This is a genomic window from Desulfosporosinus fructosivorans, assembly GCF_004766045.1.
GTDB lineage: Bacteria > Bacillota > Desulfitobacteriia > Desulfitobacteriales > Desulfitobacteriaceae > Desulfosporosinus > Desulfosporosinus fructosivorans.
This window is the reverse complement of sequence record NZ_SPQQ01000015.1, coordinates 25,843-41,498: the sequence shown is the minus strand read 5'-3', so window position 1 is coordinate 41,498 and position 15,656 is coordinate 25,843. Positions and strand designations below refer to the sequence as shown.

Sequence of the window (15,656 nt, the reverse complement as noted above, 5' to 3'; positions counted from 1 at the left end):
TGGAGTATGAAACTTCAGCCGAAGTAAGTTTATAGATAAGGAGGACGGCTAATGCTAATGCCCAAAGTCAGTGTTGTCATCCCCACCTACAATCACGCTCGATATCTCCCTTATGCGATTGAGAGTGTCTTTAATCAAAATTATCCAAATCTAGAGGTTTTCGTCATAGATGATGGTTCTACCGATGGGACAGCTCAAATCGTGAAGCCATATATTCCAAAAATCAACTATATTTATAAGGGGAATGGGGGGACACCCAACGCCTTAAATCATGGGTTATGTCGTGCAACGGGGAAGTACGTGTGCTGGTTAAGTGCAGATGACGCGCTAATAGGTGAGAAAATGTCTAAACAGGTAAGCCTGATGGAAAGTGATCCTAGTTTGGGTTTTAGCTACACGAGCTTTGTGGTAATTGATGCTAATGGCAATAAGCAATATGATGTTAATTCAGCCTATTTTCCCAACAAGCAAGTGATGGTGACGAAGCTCATGGAGGGCTGCTTTATTAACGGGTCGTCCGTAATGATGAGGTGTTCTGCCTTAGAGAAAATAGGTTATTTTGATGAGGGCTTGCCTCAAGCCCATGATTATGATTTGTGGTTTCGTTTTCTTCGTCATTACTCTTGCGGATTTTTAGAGGAACATCTGTTAGCGTATCGTTGGCACGGTGAAAATATGAGTAAAAATCCGATTGATGCCTGTATTCTGATTGTCCAAGAGAGAGCAAGACGATTATTTCCCGAATGGTTATAGTAACAATGATTTAGTCTTTAAGAGCTTCCTTAAAGGTAGAGACTTCTAAACGTACAGAAGTCTCTGCCTTGAGAAAAAGACGAACCGGAACGATAAGGAGGAAGAAACATGGATTTATTGACAACTGGCTTGATCAAGAATAATGAAGTTTCTGGTATAAGACCAAGTTTAACGTTCTCAGTAAGAATATCTAATGCTGACTCAGTAAGTGCTAACATTCGAATAAATGGATTTTATTGGCTTGAAACGACTAAGACGGAGTACGTTTTAGATATAGTAACCGTAGCACCTGGGGAAGTAGCAACTAGAGACTATTATGCAAATTTTGATGCTTCTGAGTTTCGGTTTGCCACCAGCTCTGAAGCCCTAGAAATTTCAGCTTGGGGGAAAGATGCTGCTGGAAATGCGACCGTAGTTCACAGTTTATTGCCTGGAGAGCTATCTCTAATGGGTATGGAAGGAATAGCGAAAACGCCAGGAATGTCGATTTCTTCTATGCTTAACCAAATTTACGTACTAAACTCTAGTAGCAATAATATCTCAGTAATTGACGGAAAGACCAATACGTTCCTGGGAAACGTAATAGTTGGTTCAGGGCCTTTCGGCATAGGTGTAAACTCAATAACGAATCGAATTTACGTAGCAAACTTTGGCAGCAGTGATGTCTCAGTAATTGACGGAAACGCCAATACGGTCATGACCATCATTACGGTGGGAATCAATCCGGTTGGCGTGGGTGTCAATCCTACAACTAACAGGATTTATGTTACGAATTGGGGTAGTCACAGTGTCTCAGTTATTGATGGATATACTCATGTTGTTATAGCAACAATTTCGGTAGGTACGTCTCCAGAAGGAGTGAATGTAAATCCGATAACGAACCAGATTTATATTACAAATCATGGTAGTAGCAATGTCACAGTTATCAATGGAGACACCAATGCGGTCATAGCCAACGTAGGAATCCTGCCATGAAGATCATGACAATACTAGGGACACGTCCAGAAATCATTCGTTAAGCCGAATTATTCCTCTCTTAGATGAACTCTGCAATCATATTTTCGTGCATACCGGTCAAAATTTTGATTGGACGTTGAACGAGATATTTTTTACTGAGCTAGAATTAAGATCTCCGGATTATTTGCTCGACTGCCGGGCACCGACCTTAGTGGGCTAAATTGGGAAGATACTCAGTGAATGTGAACGTGTAATGCTCAAGGAAAAGCCCGATCGGCTGCTTGCCTTAGGGGATACCAACAGTGCTTTGACGGCTATGGTCGCGAAAAGGCTGCGGATCCGGTTTATCATATGGAGGCGGGTAACCGCTATTATGATGACCGAGTACCAGAGAAAATCAATCGTCGAGTGGTGGATCATTGCAGCAATATACTACTGCCTTACACGGAACGAAGTAGGGCTAATCTATTGAAAGAAGGGATTGAAGGAGAACGTATTTACGTAACCGGTAACCCCATTTGGGAAGTTCTAACCCATTACTCAGATAGGATTGCCCAAAGTGAGGTTCTGCAGGCGTTGGGAGTAGGCTGCAAAGGCTATTTTCTTGTGACCTTACACCGAGCTGAAAATGTCGACGACGAGGCACGTTTGGCAAAATTTATAACCGCTTTTCAAAGAATCTATGAAGAATACAGGTTGCCACTTATTTGTAGTCTTCATTCCCGTACTCGTTCTCAGTTGGAAAAGCAAAACAGAACGATTGCAGGAACAGGCATCCAAGTCGTGAAACCACCAGGGCTGTTTGATTTTGTCCGTTTGGAACAAAATTCCTACTGTGTTTTGAGCGATAGTGGAACAGTTCAGGAAGAGTGTTGTCTTTATAAGATACCAAATGTGACGCTACGCGATGTGACTGAACGTCCAGAAACATTGGAGGTAGGAAGTAACCTGATTGCGGGATGTGAGCCGGAAGCTATCTTACGAGCCGTAAAAACAGTGCTAAGTCAGGGCTGGGATTGGGAGCCTCCGGCGGAATATATGGTCCAAAAGGTAAGTAAGAAACTTGTAAAAATAATTATGAGTGAAGTGCAATTATCAGAATTTTTTGAATATAAATATATGGAGAGGTGCGTATGGTATTAGTATAGTAAACGAAAGGGTTGAGTATGATGATGGGGTTAAGTGGGCACGAAGATTTTATCGTTCACCTAGCAAGGCTTGTCAGGCCAAAGTTATTCGTGAAACTTGGGTTATTTCATTGTGCCCTCTTCAATAGGGTTGTGCCTTATGCGGAAAAATCAATTGGAGTCGATGTACAGCCAGAAGCTGGAAACTATATGAAACAGTCACAGGACACTCGTTTTGTTAAGAGTACAACTCAGGAGTTTGCCAAAGAGTTAGAAGCTAACCCGCTACAGATTAATATGTTATTCATTGATGCCGATCATTCTCAAGCTGCGGTGCTCCAAAACTTCCAGGAGTTCTTTCCCTTCGTTGCCTCCAATGGACTTATTTTGTTACATGACTCCCATCTGGAGAGGGCAGAAACAGTGAAACCAGGATCATACGAGTTAATACCGATCCCAGTTTCAGGGGGCTTAACAGTTTGTCGAAAAAGTCAGGGCATTAGCGTGGGCAGAGTAAGATATCATCCCCGTATCTAAGAGAACGAACGCGAGCACTTTGCTTGACTCCGTTCTCTTTTGGTTTGTCTACATATTTTATGGAAAGAACCAGTTGAAGCAAACTTCAGAAGATCAGCTTAAGTTCCTCTCAGGGTATTAGCTGTCTTCAATAACCAGATACACTAAGCCATTGTTGCATATTGACTTTTAACTAGAAGAGAATAATATTATATTATCAAGTCGGTCAACTGACCGATATATGAGGTGAAAAAGTGAGTCAAGAAGATACAGAGAGCCATTTAATCAGTACACGACAATGCATACTTGATGAAGCTAGTAAGTTGATTGCCCAGAAGGGTGTCAAAAATACGAGTCTGGCAGATATCTCAAAAGAAGTTGGAATAAGCAAGGGGACGTTATATTACTACTATTCGACGAAGAGTGATATTGTGTATGACATTGCCGATATTCATCTTAAACAAATAACAGAAGAGCTTTTATCTTGGATTGATAATATTGAGCACAATATTGCCTCGGAGGAAATATTAAGGGTAGTATTCGAAAAAATATCAACTGCAGAAACAAGAGGTAAGCTACATCTATATCTCATTAGTGATGCGGTAACAAGCAATGAACCTCTTAAGCAGCGCTTCCGGGAAAAATATAAGGAATGGAGAATAACTCTGGAAAATGGTTTGAGAAAGGTTCTGAAAACTAGAACAGCAGACTATGGAGTATTATCCTATATAATACTGGCAGCACTTGACGGATTTACAATTCAGTGGATGTTAGGCGTAGAAGAAATTCCAATTGATGGTATTGCAAACCTCTTATCGAAGGTTGATTAATAATTTTATAACTTCTCGGTCAGTCGGACGACCGACAAGCGAATGTGGAGAGCGGAGGTGGAGAAAAAGCCAATAGAATTGCCAAAAACTGAAAATAGAAAGAGGGGGGTTGTAATGTATAACTTGTATTGCAGGATTTATCAACATGTTTTTAAAGTGGTTTCTTATATTTTGCCTTGGCGTAAGCCCGAATTACTGCAAGGAGAAAACAGCTTAGATAAGCTGCCAAAGCTTATAAGAAGCAAGGGTATTGATAGCGTTTTGATCATAACTGACAGGGGTATTGCCTCACTTGGACTTATGGACGGACTACTTAAGGGCTTGGATGCTGAAGGCGTGGAATTTAAGGTGTATGATAAAACTGTTCCGAATCCAACCATTGATAACATAGAGGAAGCCTTGAAAATGTACAAAGCAAACAATTGCAAAGGTATTATCGCGTTTGGCGGCGGCTCGCCGATGGATTGTGCAAAGGGTGTGGGTGCGCGCGTAGCAAGACCCAATAAAAGTATTTCTCAGATGAAGGGCGTTTTTAAGGTTATGAAAACAATTCCTCCGCTGTTTGCCATTCCAACAACCTCTGGAACAGGGAGTGAAACGACAATTGCTGCCGTGATAACTGACAGCAAGACTCATGAAAAGTATGCCATTAATGACACTTCGCTCATTCCACATTACGCTGTAATGGACCCCTTGCTTACGGTTAATCTGCCGAATCATATTACTTCGACAACGGGAGTTGACGCTTTGACACATGCCGTCGAGGCATACATCGGCAGAAGTAACACAACCCAGACAAAACAGCAGGCTAGAGATGCAATAAAGCTAATTTTTGAAAATATCTTTGAGGCATATTCTAACGGCTCAAACCTTCTCGCCCGTGCGAATATGCAACAGGCTTCCTTTTTGGCAGGGCTTGCCTTCACTCGGGCCTATGTTGGTTATGTACATGCCATAGCCCATACGCTCGGTGGATTTTACTCGGCTCCTCATGGACTAGCTAATGCTATCATCTTGCCATATGTCCTAGAGTATTATGGTGAAACAGTGCACAAACCTTTAGCTGAATTAGCGGATTTGGTTGGTATAAGCGCACCAACCGACACCTTGGAACAAAAGGCAATCAAGTTTATAGAAGCAATAAAGAATCTCAATGAAAGCATGAACATACCAAAAAAATTCAAGGGTATTGTGGAGGGCGATATTCCTTTAATGTTAAAACGTGCTTTGGCAGAAGCCAACCCACTTTATCCTGTGCCAAAGATTATGTCTAAAGAGGATATGTTTAATATTTATCGTGCGATTAAGGAGTAGGTGAATTATGTTTGGTTATGCTGGGAAAATTGCTAAGATTAACTTGAGTAGTGGTATAGTTGAGGACTATCCTGTATCCGATCAGGATAGAGAGCTGTTTTTAGGAGGCAAAACGCTGGCTGCAAAGATCATTTATGACTCTTTTAAGAGTAAGGTGGAAGCTTTTTCTGAGGAAAACATTCTTGTCATCACGACGGCCCCTCTTACCAGTTCAACGTCGCCCTGTTCCTCCAGATTTAATGTGTCCACAATTTCGCCTTTGACTGGTCTGTTGGTTTCCTCGAATTGCGGTGGAAGCTTTGGATTGCACCTTAGGCGTGCGGGTTACGATGGACTGATTATTGGCGGAATAAGCAAAGATAAGGTCTACCTTGATGTCACTGATGAAAAAATTACAATTAAAAATGCTGACCATTTATGGGGCAAAAATACGGGCGAGGTACAAGAACTGTTGGGTGGAAAAAACATAGGTAAGTTCGTTATCGGTATTGCTGGCGAAAATATGGTCAGGTATGCTGCGGTTATCAGTGGGGAGCGTGCTGCTGGGCGTGGCGGAGTAGGTGCTGTGTTTGGTTTTAAGAATCTTAAAGGGGTTGTCGCCAGTGGAAAAGAGAGTATAGAAACGTTTGATAAGGAAGATTTTAAGAAAAATAACCTAAATTGGATTAAGGCGCTAAAAACACATATACTCACAGGCGAGCAGTTGCCAAAGCTGGGATCTGCGGCGCTGGTAAGTATGATGAATTATCGTAATTTACTTGCTACAAAGAATTATTCAAGAGGTAGTTATGATGACTTTGAAAAGATCAATGGTGAAACATTAAGGCAAGATCATTTGATTAAAAACAAGGGCTGTGTAACTTGTCCAATTCAGTGTGGTAGGGTGGTTAAAGCCTATGGGAAAGAGGTTAAAGGACCTGAGTTAGAAACCTTGGGCTTGCTTGGCAGCAATTTGCTGAACAATGATATGCAAAGCATCTTAAACCTTAATCATCTATGCGACGAGTATGGATTGGATACCATTACCTTTGGGAGTTGCGTTGGTTTTGCAATGGAACTCAATGAAAAAGGCTTATGGAAGAATGGCTTGAGCTTTGGCGAGTGCTCACCTCTGGAAGAGCTAGTTAAAAAAGTAGCAACTCGTCAAGGTATTGGTGACGACTTGGCAGAAGGAACAAAACGTATTTCAGAGAAATATGGTGGTAGTGACTATGCAATGCATGTCAAGGGACTTGAAATTGCTGCTTATGAGCCACGTGCTGCCCAAGGAATGGGATTAGGGTATGCAACCTCAAACAGAGGGGGGTGTCACTTAAACGGAGGTTACCTAGTTGTGCTTGAAGGACTGGGGCTAAACGTCAGTGGAAAGACTGCCAAGGGAAAAGCTGCCTATACCATCTTCTTTCAAGATTTGATGGAGGTAGTCTCAGCCGGTGGTACTTGTCTATTTACCACTTATTCGTTGTTACCACAGGTATTGGTCAAAAATCCAAATAATAGTCTGGTAAGGTTTATTAACAAGGCCATCCCTTCTTTTGGTGGGTTAGTGAGCTTTTTGCATAACCATACCTGGTTAATGAGCTTTAATATGAAGGGGATACTGCCGCATCCCTATTCTATTAAATCAGTGACAGGCTTTAAAACAACGATTGGAAGCTTTATCAAGACCGGTGAAAGGGGCTACAATCTTGAAAGAATTATCAACCTTAGGCAAGGACTGAAGGGTAGTGATGATACCCTGCCAAAGAGGCTTACAAGTGAACTTCAAAGGGTAAATGATACTGACAGTAAGGTTAAACTGCCAGAAATGCTGAAGGACTACTATAAAATCAGAGGCTGGGATGAACAGGGTGTGCCAACAAAAAGCAGACTCCAGAAGCTGGGTTTGAAGGGCTATAGTGTATGATTACTGTTAAGTTCTTTGGGTTAATCAGTGTTGACAGCAATATAAGGCAGCTGATTGTCAAAGAAGGTACAGTAAGGCAGGTATTAGACGAGGTCATTCAAAGCTGCCCAAACATCTCGGAACACAAGCTAGAGCAGGCGATTATGTTTGTCAATAAAAAGCATATCAGTGGAAATAAACGTTTTTCTGTCGTACTCAAGGATGGTGATGAGTTAGCATTACTTAGCCCCTCAAGCGGAGGTTAGTGAACTTGTTCAACTTAAGTTGAACATCGAGATTTCGGTGGGGGTCACTCCATGATTTACAATGGGAGTCTCACGATTAGATGGATAAAGCAAAAGGACCTCCGACAGGAGGTCCTTAAACAAATTCAACTACTGTTGTAAGAATTCTTGAACGTAAAGATTTCCATAGGCGCTTCCATAAGCAATTCCTACACCAACATGTGTGAAACGAGGATCCAGAATATTTGCTTTGTGGCCAGGGCTTTGCATAAGAGCTGCCATTGACCCGGCGACGGATTTATTACCGGAAATATTTTCCCCAGCCCAGCCTACAGTTATTCCTGCTTGTTGCATCATAGCCCAGGGGCTACCATAAGTCGGAGAGGTATGGCTGAAGTAGTTGTTAACTTTCATATCATTGGCTTTAGCTCGTCCTACTGCAGTTAAACGTAGGTCTGCAATTACTGGGTTGACACCAGCAGCCTGTCGTTGCTGATTAATCATATCCACCATAAGTTGTTCATCAGCGGTTAAGGCGCTCACAGGTGGAATGACTGGGGCAATTGGAGTCGTTGAAGGAGTGGTAGGAACTGTAACCGGAGTAGGAGCTGGAACTGTAACCGGAGTAGGTGTTGCAGTTCCAGGAGTGGCACTGGGTTGAGTATAGATATTTTTCAAGGAAACGACATTTCCACTGACGGTAGGTTGGGCGGTCCAAATCGAGGGTGTTGAAGTTTGAACACTCGTGGTGGTTTGAGTTGTCTGAGTCGGAGTTGTGTATGTAGCTGGAGCGGGTGTGGCTTGAACAGCAACATTAGACTTAATGGTAACAACAGACCCTGATAAAGGCCGAGGTGCGCCTATGTTAACGGCGGCTTGTACGGGTAAGGCAACTGCGGTCATAAGGATACCGATTTGAATTCCGACAAGAATTTTTGATTTTTTTTGCATTAATTTCCCTCCTCAAGGTGTTTTAAGGGCAATCGACGGTGACAACTGCAGTATAACACGGGAAGTTGTATCAGGAAACGGTACTTTTTTACAGGCGGGCAATGTGCTCGTATAACTGGAAATTTCCCTCAAGGAATAAAAAGAGGTATAATAAATGCTAATCTATTAATAAGATAATTAGTGAATAAAATGGAGCTTACTTAGATAACTAGGCTGTTTATTAACACCTTTATCCTCTAGTCGAACGAGTTTACTATTAGATAAAAAAAGAAAGGGTGAAGCAAAAGTATGGCAAAACAGATGCTACTCATCTTCGCCCATCCTGACGATGAATCCTTTGCCTTAGGTGGAACAATCGCTAAATACGCTGAACAAGGGGTGAATATTACCCTGGTGGCTGCGACCAAGGGGGAAGCCGGTAAGGTAGCAGGGATTTGTAAACCTGAAGACCTTGGCTCCATTAGGGAAAAGGAACTTCGAAACGCTGCTGGTGTCCTAGGGATTGCAAAGGTTATTTTTCTTGGATATCGCGATAAGGATGTTCCCAGCGCCCCCCCACTTGAAATAGTAGAGAAACTTGTTCGAATCATTCGCGATGTTCGTCCACAAGTTATCATTACGTTTGGCGCAGATGGATCATCGGGACACAGGGACCACCGCGCGATTCATCACTACACAAAAGCAGCTGTTCAGTTTGCGAAGGAGCAAATAGAACTGGATTGGGGAAACCCATATATTCTACCTCGTTTGTGTTATGTCAGGCCTGGATGGCGACTTTCGGCGGACAAGCTTCTGGAAGCTGATTATACGATCTCGATTTCAGCTTGGGCGGAGCGGAAATGGCAAGCAATTTTAGAGCATCAGACTCAAGCGGGTTCACGCCAAAGGTTTGAAAGGTTGGAAAAAAAGGTAAAGCAAGATTATTTAAGCCAAGAGTATTTTCAATGTGACCAGGCGTTGAGCGCTTTTCCAGGACGAGGGAAGGATCTCTTTGAGGGCTTAGAGAGGGTGGAAGATTAAGTGCCGGCGAAAGTTGTACTGAAATATTGCCCAGATTACACAACGGATGTGGAACTGCGTTTACGAGAAGGACTTGCTGAATTGGGGGGCATGTCTGAGTTTGTGAAACCGGGTCAAAAGGTTTTGCTAAAAGTGAACTTGCTCATGAAAAAGCGACCGGAAGAAGCGGTTACGACTCATCCCAGCGTTGTAGAAGCAGTGGTTCACCTTGTTCAGGAGGCCGGTGGGATTCCGATCATTGGAGACAGCCCAGGTGGTCCTTACACTGTAAACGCACTCCGGGCGATTTATACGAGGTCGGGTTTAAGAGAGGTTGCAGAGCGCACTGGAGCAATTCTTAACGAAGATGTTGGACAAACGACCGTCCAGTATCCAGACGGAAAACTCGCTAAAAGCTTAACCATTATCAACTGTGTCTTGGATGCAGATGTTGTAATTCCCCTTTCTAAGTTAAAAACTCATGGCATGATGACCTTTACCGGAGCTGTTAAGATCCTTTTTGGAGTTATTCCAGGCCTTTTAAAAGCCGAATTTCACTTTAAAATGTTCAAAGTACGTGATTTTGCCGATCTTCTCGTGGATATCACTACTTGGGTAAGACCAGCTTTAAGTATCATGGATGGGGTCGTGGGTATGGAAGGTGATGGGCCTTCGGCTGGAAATCCTCGCAACATTGGTGCACTTATTATGAGTACGGATCCATTTGCCCTAGATGTCGTAGCTACGGATCTGATTGGCTTAAAAGCAGAAAAGGTTCCGACCATTATGGCAGCACGCGTTCGAGGGCTAACAAGTCGTCTTGATGAACTTCAGTTGATAGGAGATTCACGCTCGCTCTGGCGAATTCAAGGCTTTATTATTCCTAGAGCTGTATCAACAAACTTTTTGGATATGGTTCCCCTCCCAAACAACGTTAAGAAGTTTATACTCAACCGAATGCGTCCGCGTCCGATTTTTGAGCATGAAACATGTGTGGGGTGTCGTGACTGTGTCAATAATTGTCCCTCTAAGGTTATCACGATGAATGAGAACCAGCGACCAGTTGTGGACTTAGAAGGGTGTATACGTTGTTTTTGCTGTCAGGAGCTTTGCCCGCAGCAAGCGGTAAAACTCTTTAAGCCCTGGTTGGGTAGAACCTTACTGAAGTAGGGGAATTCGTGAATTGCCCCTCAAATAGCTGATTGGCAGATAATGTGTTAATTGTGTTTCGAGAAGGTGGTTTTATTCATGACAGAAAGTTTGATGATCATCGATGTGGGATCTGGCACTCAGGATATTCTTCTCTATCAGCCAGAAAAATCGATCGAAAACTGCCCGAAATTTATTGTTCCAAGCCGAACTCAGATTGTTGCAGCTCAGATTCGCAAAGCGACAGGGCTTGGTCAAGAAATTTTCATGCATGGTCATTTAATGGGTGGAGGAGCGTGTGCTGTAGCCGTCAAAAGGCATTTGGCTGCAGGTCTCAAAGCTTACGTAACCCCTCAGGCCGCTTTAACCTTTAATGATAAGTTGACACTTGTGGAGAGAATGGGAATCGTACTTCGCGAAAAAGCACCTGAAGCTACTACACCCATTTGGTTGGGGGATATTGACCTCACGGCTCTAAGACAGGCTATTGAGGCGTTTGGCTTGGATTATCCTCAGAGGCTAGCAGTAGCCGTACAAGATCACGGGTTTAGTGTAACGGAAAGCAATCGAATCTTGCGCTTCCGACTCTGGGAGGAGTTTGTGATGCAAGGCGGAGACTTACGAAAGCTAGTGTATACTAAGGATATTCCCGAGGTATATACCCGAATGCGTGCAGTCCGAGAAATCATGCCAGAGGCAATCCTATCCGATACAGGGACTTCTGCCCTTTTAGGAATAATGGCAGACCCGTTGGTGATCCCTCACCTGAATAAAGGGATTTTAGCTGTCAATATTGGGAATTCGCATACCTTGGCTGCAGCCATTTGTGGGGATAGGGTTTTTGGTATCTTTGAGCAACACACGAGTTTCCTTGCTTTAGAATCTTTGGCCAAATTCATTCAGCGTTTTCAGTCCACTGAATTAACCAATGCCGAAGTCTTTGAGCAAGGCGGACATGGCGCAACGCTTCATCCAGAAATGAAGCCAGGATGGGATTTTGTCGCGGTAACCGGCCCCAGAAGAAGTCTGGCAAAACCTCTTAATTGGTATGAAGCAGCCCCTTATGGGGATATGATGTTAACAGGGTGTTTTGGGCTCCTTGCGGGGATAGGGGAAATATAAATTTTACTTAATTCTTCTTCGAGGAACGCAGGTTTTTTTACTTTTACGGAGAAATAATAAATGTAGGTAGAGCAGGTTTGTGCGCAGGAAGAAAGGGGGAAGACCATGGCAGAATTCTTATCGCAATATCGCAATTTTGAATTGCGGAGTGCTATCGATATCGTCGTGGTGGCATTGGTCTTTTACCAATTCTACATGCTCATTAAACGTACACGTGCTGTGCAGTTGGTTAAGGGAGTCATGGTTTTAGTGACCGTATCTCTTCTTGCCAGATATTTTAAACTTGTGACGATTAGTTGGTTATTGGATGCACTATTACAAATGTTTGTCATAGCGATACCTGTAGTTTTCCAACCTGAGCTCAGGAAGGCGCTGGAGCAACTAGGGCGAGGGAACTTTTTTACCCGTCACCCCTTAGTACCAGGAGTGGATAATTCGGGACAAGTTGTGGAAGAGTTAGTTCGTTGCTCACAAGTCCTCTCCAAGAACCGCATCGGGGCGTTGATTGTACTCGAACGGAAAACTGGAATTCAAGATTTCGTGGAAACTGGGATTAAGATTGACGGGGTGGTTTCTTCGGAATTTCTAGTTAATATCTTTATTCCTAATACCCCGCTCCATGATGGTGCTGTGATTATTCGGGGGGATCGCGTGGCTGCGGCAGGGTGCTTTCTCCCGCTATCTGAAAATCCAAATATCCAAAAAGAATTGGGGACACGCCATCGAGCTGCAATAGGCTTAACAGAAATTACAGATGCATTGATTATTGTAGTCTCAGAGGAAACAGGCGCTATTTCTGTTGGAATTGATGGAGCGCTTACGCGTTCTGTGGATGAAAAAATGTTGCGAGAATTGTTGTTGAGGGAACTTGAAATCAAGACAATCTCTTCATCAGCCATTCCGTTTTGGAGGTGGTAGCCCATGCTAAATCTACTTCGGCGAAACCTCGGAGCCAAAATTCTATCATTCTTGTTTGCGATTCTCTTTTGGCTTTTTGTGATGAATGAAGGGACCACTAGTGCCCTAATCCATGAGCAACCACTTTCTATACCCCTCGTCGCCAGTGGGTTACCTCAGGATATGATTGTTATGACTCAGCTACCTTCGGTCCTGGTTCGCTTTCAAGGGATTAATCCTAGTGCTAATATTAAAGATATGTATGCTCAGGTTGATCTTTCTAGTGGAGAACCAGGGGAACGCAGCTATAATATTAAAGTCAATGCCCCTGTGGGCACAAATGTAGTGGATGTTCAACCCGCAAACATTATATTACGACTGGATACTGTCCAGGAAAAAATAGTTCCGGTCGAGGCCCTTGTTACGGGTGTTCCCGCGGAAGGGTATAAGTTGGGTAGCACCTTCGTTAAACCGTCAGCGGTTAATGTCCGTGGGCCGAGTTCTATTCTTAGCACGCTAACCAAAGTAACCGTGGAAGTCAGCGCAACGGGAGCCAATGAAACAATCCAGATTTCCCGACCGGTGAGTTTTCGTGATAAAGAGGGTAAACCTATTTTCGGACCTAATCCGAACGTGGATATTTTGAGTGCCTTTCCAAGTACAGCGGATGTGATTGTACCTGTTGTGAAAAAGGAGCTTTCCTCCAAGATGGTTCCTTTAAAAGTAACGAGTAGCGGCACGCCAGCACAAGGAAAGATCTTGCGCTCCTTAGTTCCTTCTCCAAACAGTGTACAGGTTTTAGGAACAGCTGAGGCTTTAAAAGGATTCGATGCAATAAATCTAGGTCCAGTAGATATTACCAATCTGGCGGAAGATAAGGTATTTCCGATTCCAAACGACAAAGTAGCATTACCCCAGGGGGTTTCCTTTAGTCAAGGAACCACCTTGAGTATAGTAGCTCAAATTGGACAAGGAATTATTCAAAAGGGGATTTCTGGAGTCGTCGTTCAAATTCGTAATCTCGAGAAGGATCTTGAGCTTGAGCAACCGCTTCCCCCTATTGACATAGTGGTAGAGGGGCTGCCCGATGTCTTAAAAGATGTGACAGCGACTCAGATTCAACTCTGGGTTGACGCCACTGACCAGGTTGCAGGGCCATATGCCAATGCAAAAGTTTACTGGCAACTTCCGCCAGGCGTTAGTATGTCTACACCACCACAAGTGAACTATAGCCTCAAAGCTAAAGTAGCAAAAGGAGTAGAATAATTTACATGGATTTACTTATGACAAATCTGAGAATTCCTGTTGAAGAGGATGCTCTATTATTAGCAACGATAGCACGCAAGTTAAAAGTTCCAGAGCAAAGCATCAGTGGCCTTCGTTTTCTACGACGTTCCTTGGACGCTCGTAAAAAACCCTATCTCATGTACGATTATACAATCCAGTTTTCACTTGATGTTCCTAACGTGGAAATGAGTCGCGTTTTGGCTCGGGTTCCTGGGCTGAAGGAAGTGCCTTTAGAAGTTCCAGTAGTATGGCCCACGCCCAGTAAGACCCTAAAACATCGTCCTGTGGTGATCGGTTCCGGACCAGCAGGTTATTTTGCTGCGTTAGCCTTAGCGAGAAGAGGGTATGCTCCCCTTGTCCTTGAACGAGGAGACTCGGTTGAGGAACGTACCCGTAAAGTTCAAGAGTTTTGGGATACTGGGAAGTTAGACACGGAGAGCAATGTGCAGTTTGGTGAAGGTGGAGCAGGAACATTTTCCGATGGCAAGCTCACAACCCGCATCCAGGATCGACGGATTTCGGACATTTTAGAAACCTTCGTCAAGCACGGGGCACCTTCCGAAATTCAGTATTTGGCTAAGCCACACATTGGAACGGATATTTTGAAAAATGTGGTCAAAGGGATTCGAGAAGAAATCGAGTCCTTAGGTGGAGAGATTCGTTTCCGGGCTAAAGTGACCGGACTGATATCCTCCTCTGGCCGCATGCAGAGAGTCATTGTAAACGGTCATGAAGAGATTCCCGCAGATGCCGTGATTCTCGCAATTGGGCATAGCGCCCGAGATATGTATGAGCTTTTACATGCTATGGACGTCACACTCGAGAAGAAATCCTTTGCCATTGGCCTGCGCGTGGAACACCCGCAGGCTCTGATTAATCTTTCCCAGTACGGAGTCGAGGAACACCGTCATCTAGGCCCAGCAGATTATCAGCTGACCTTTCAGGATGTAAGGACGGGCCGTGGCGCATACGCTTTTTGTATGTGTCCTGGAGGAAAAGTTGTGGCTGCAGCTTCGGAAGAAGGCGGAGTTGCCACGAATGGTATGAGCAGTTATGGGCGGGATTCGAACATTGCCAACAGTGCCATAGTAGTGACAGTTGGCCCAGACGATTTTTCAACAACCCATCCACTGGCCGGCCTTGAATTCCAAAGGGAATGGGAACGCAAGGCTTTTTTAGCGGGTGGGGAAACTTACCGAGCTCCAGCTCAGAGGGTCACGGATTTCTTGGATGGACGTGTGTCTGACCACTTCGACTTAGTAGCGAGTTATACACCCGGCGTCGTACCTTGTGAGTTACATTCTGTGCTCCCAACGCCGGTAGGGGATGTATTAGGCAGGGCTCTTCGTGTTTTCAATGGGAAAATAAAGGGCTTCTCAGGAGACCAGGCGACCTTGACAGGGATCGAGACAAGGACAAGCTCCCCCATCCGCATTGTGCGAAATGTTCAGGGGGAATCCACTAGTTTAGTGGGTCTATATCCAACGGGTGAAGGCGCTGGATATGCCGGGGGAATTACGAGTGCTGCAGTGGATGGTTTAAGAATGGCCGAGCATCTTATGGCGCAATATGCTAATGTAGAGTAGAATAATAGAGTTAACCCTGTGATATAGATAGTCAAACA

At 44.0% G+C, this 15,656-nt stretch carries 15 protein-coding genes; 14 read left to right on the top strand and 1 reads right to left on the bottom strand.

The annotated features are described in order from the left end of the window. Positions 1 to 51: 51 nt before the first annotated feature. The 8 genes from E4K67_RS25640 to E4K67_RS25605 all read left to right on the top strand — a co-directional run bounded on the left by E4K67_RS25640 (position 52) and on the right by E4K67_RS25605 (position 7,648). Complete coding sequence (locus E4K67_RS25640; RefSeq protein WP_135551965.1) at positions 52 to 753, top strand: glycosyltransferase; 702 nt, start codon at positions 52 to 54, stop codon at positions 751 to 753. Between the two features lie 108 nt (positions 754 to 861). Then, complete coding sequence (locus tag E4K67_RS25635; RefSeq protein WP_135551963.1) at positions 862 to 1,728, top strand: YncE family protein; 867 nt, start codon at positions 862 to 864, stop codon at positions 1,726 to 1,728. A gap of 333 nt (positions 1,729 to 2,061) precedes the next feature. Next, positions 2,062 to 2,853, top strand: coding sequence for a UDP-N-acetyl glucosamine 2-epimerase (locus tag E4K67_RS25630; protein WP_243454633.1), 792 nt, complete (start codon positions 2,062 to 2,064; stop codon positions 2,851 to 2,853). Between the two features lie 23 nt (positions 2,854 to 2,876). Continuing rightward, the gene (locus tag E4K67_RS25625; protein ID WP_243454632.1) at positions 2,877 to 3,374 is read left to right on the top strand and encodes a class I SAM-dependent methyltransferase; all 498 of its coding nucleotides are present in this window, start codon (positions 2,877 to 2,879) and stop codon (positions 3,372 to 3,374) included. A 233-nt stretch (positions 3,375 to 3,607) separates the two neighbouring features. After that, positions 3,608 to 4,183 (top strand): TetR/AcrR family transcriptional regulator, encoded by a 576-nt coding sequence (locus E4K67_RS25620; protein ID WP_135551961.1) that lies wholly within the window; start codon positions 3,608 to 3,610, stop codon positions 4,181 to 4,183. A 114-nt stretch (positions 4,184 to 4,297) separates the two neighbouring features. Next, positions 4,298 to 5,497, top strand: coding sequence for an iron-containing alcohol dehydrogenase (locus tag E4K67_RS25615; protein ID WP_135551959.1), 1,200 nt, complete (start codon positions 4,298 to 4,300; stop codon positions 5,495 to 5,497). A 7-nt stretch (positions 5,498 to 5,504) separates the two neighbouring features. Continuing rightward, on the top strand, positions 5,505 to 7,403 hold the full coding sequence (locus E4K67_RS25610) for an aldehyde ferredoxin oxidoreductase family protein (RefSeq protein ID WP_135551957.1): 1,899 nt from the start codon (positions 5,505 to 5,507) through the stop codon (positions 7,401 to 7,403). Next, positions 7,400 to 7,648 (top strand): MoaD/ThiS family protein, encoded by a 249-nt coding sequence (locus E4K67_RS25605; RefSeq protein WP_135551955.1) that lies wholly within the window; start codon positions 7,400 to 7,402, stop codon positions 7,646 to 7,648. Before E4K67_RS25610 ends, E4K67_RS25605 begins: the two co-directional genes overlap by 4 nt. Before the next feature lie 129 nt (positions 7,649 to 7,777). Here E4K67_RS25605 and E4K67_RS25600 read toward each other — a convergent pair whose 3' ends face one another. Continuing rightward, a complete protein-coding gene (locus E4K67_RS25600) occupies positions 7,778 to 8,578 on the bottom strand; it encodes a CAP domain-containing protein (protein WP_135551953.1) in 801 nt (266 codons plus the stop codon). Between the two features lie 288 nt (positions 8,579 to 8,866). Here E4K67_RS25600 and E4K67_RS25595 point away from each other — a divergent pair, with 288 nt between their 5' ends. The 6 genes from E4K67_RS25595 to E4K67_RS25570 all read left to right on the top strand — a co-directional run bounded on the left by E4K67_RS25595 (position 8,867) and on the right by E4K67_RS25570 (position 15,618). Further along, complete coding sequence (locus tag E4K67_RS25595; protein ID WP_135551952.1) at positions 8,867 to 9,598, top strand: PIG-L deacetylase family protein; 732 nt, start codon at positions 8,867 to 8,869, stop codon at positions 9,596 to 9,598. Continuing rightward, the gene (locus tag E4K67_RS25590) at positions 9,599 to 10,747 is read left to right on the top strand and encodes a DUF362 domain-containing protein (protein WP_135551950.1); all 1,149 of its coding nucleotides are present in this window, start codon (positions 9,599 to 9,601) and stop codon (positions 10,745 to 10,747) included. 78 nt (positions 10,748 to 10,825) lie between these two features. Further along, positions 10,826 to 11,848: a DUF1786 domain-containing protein gene (locus E4K67_RS25585; RefSeq protein ID WP_135551948.1), complete on the top strand. Its 1,023-nt coding sequence runs from the start codon at positions 10,826 to 10,828 to the stop codon at positions 11,846 to 11,848. A gap of 105 nt (positions 11,849 to 11,953) precedes the next feature. Continuing rightward, positions 11,954 to 12,766 (top strand): diadenylate cyclase CdaA, encoded by an 813-nt coding sequence (gene cdaA, locus E4K67_RS25580; protein ID WP_135551946.1) that lies wholly within the window; start codon positions 11,954 to 11,956, stop codon positions 12,764 to 12,766. Between the two features lie 3 nt (positions 12,767 to 12,769). Beyond that, entirely contained in the window at positions 12,770 to 14,011 is a 1,242-nt protein-coding gene (locus tag E4K67_RS25575; protein ID WP_135551945.1) for a CdaR family protein, read from the top strand. 5 nt (positions 14,012 to 14,016) lie between these two features. Further along, positions 14,017 to 15,618, top strand: coding sequence for an NAD(P)/FAD-dependent oxidoreductase (locus E4K67_RS25570; protein WP_135551943.1), 1,602 nt, complete (start codon positions 14,017 to 14,019; stop codon positions 15,616 to 15,618). Positions 15,619 to 15,656: the final 38 nt, after the last annotated feature.

What these genes read in the sequence shown, in the direction of transcription:
- E4K67_RS25640 (WP_135551965.1), top strand. Translation starts at nt 52, where the DNA reads ATGCTAATGCCCAAAGTCAGTGTTGTCATCCCCACCTACAATCACGCT.
- E4K67_RS25635 (WP_135551963.1), top strand. Translation starts at nt 862, where the DNA reads ATGGATTTATTGACAACTGGCTTGATCAAGAATAATGAAGTTTCTGGT.
- E4K67_RS25630 (WP_243454633.1), top strand. Translation starts at nt 2,062, where the DNA reads ATGGAGGCGGGTAACCGCTATTATGATGACCGAGTACCAGAGAAAATC.
- E4K67_RS25625 (WP_243454632.1), top strand. Translation starts at nt 2,877, where the DNA reads ATGATGATGGGGTTAAGTGGGCACGAAGATTTTATCGTTCACCTAGCA.
- E4K67_RS25615 (WP_135551959.1), top strand. Translation starts at nt 4,298, where the DNA reads ATGTATAACTTGTATTGCAGGATTTATCAACATGTTTTTAAAGTGGTT.
- E4K67_RS25610 (WP_135551957.1), top strand. Translation starts at nt 5,505, where the DNA reads ATGTTTGGTTATGCTGGGAAAATTGCTAAGATTAACTTGAGTAGTGGT.
- E4K67_RS25605 (WP_135551955.1), top strand. Translation starts at nt 7,400, where the DNA reads ATGATTACTGTTAAGTTCTTTGGGTTAATCAGTGTTGACAGCAATATA.
- E4K67_RS25600 (WP_135551953.1), bottom strand. Translation starts at nt 8,578, where the DNA reads ATGCAAAAAAAATCAAAAATTCTTGTCGGAATTCAAATCGGTATCCTT.
- E4K67_RS25595 (WP_135551952.1), top strand. Translation starts at nt 8,867, where the DNA reads ATGGCAAAACAGATGCTACTCATCTTCGCCCATCCTGACGATGAATCC.
- E4K67_RS25585 (WP_135551948.1), top strand. Translation starts at nt 10,826, where the DNA reads ATGACAGAAAGTTTGATGATCATCGATGTGGGATCTGGCACTCAGGAT.
- cdaA (WP_135551946.1), top strand. Translation starts at nt 11,954, where the DNA reads ATGGCAGAATTCTTATCGCAATATCGCAATTTTGAATTGCGGAGTGCT.
- E4K67_RS25575 (WP_135551945.1), top strand. Translation starts at nt 12,770, where the DNA reads ATGCTAAATCTACTTCGGCGAAACCTCGGAGCCAAAATTCTATCATTC.
- E4K67_RS25570 (WP_135551943.1), top strand. Translation starts at nt 14,017, where the DNA reads ATGGATTTACTTATGACAAATCTGAGAATTCCTGTTGAAGAGGATGCT.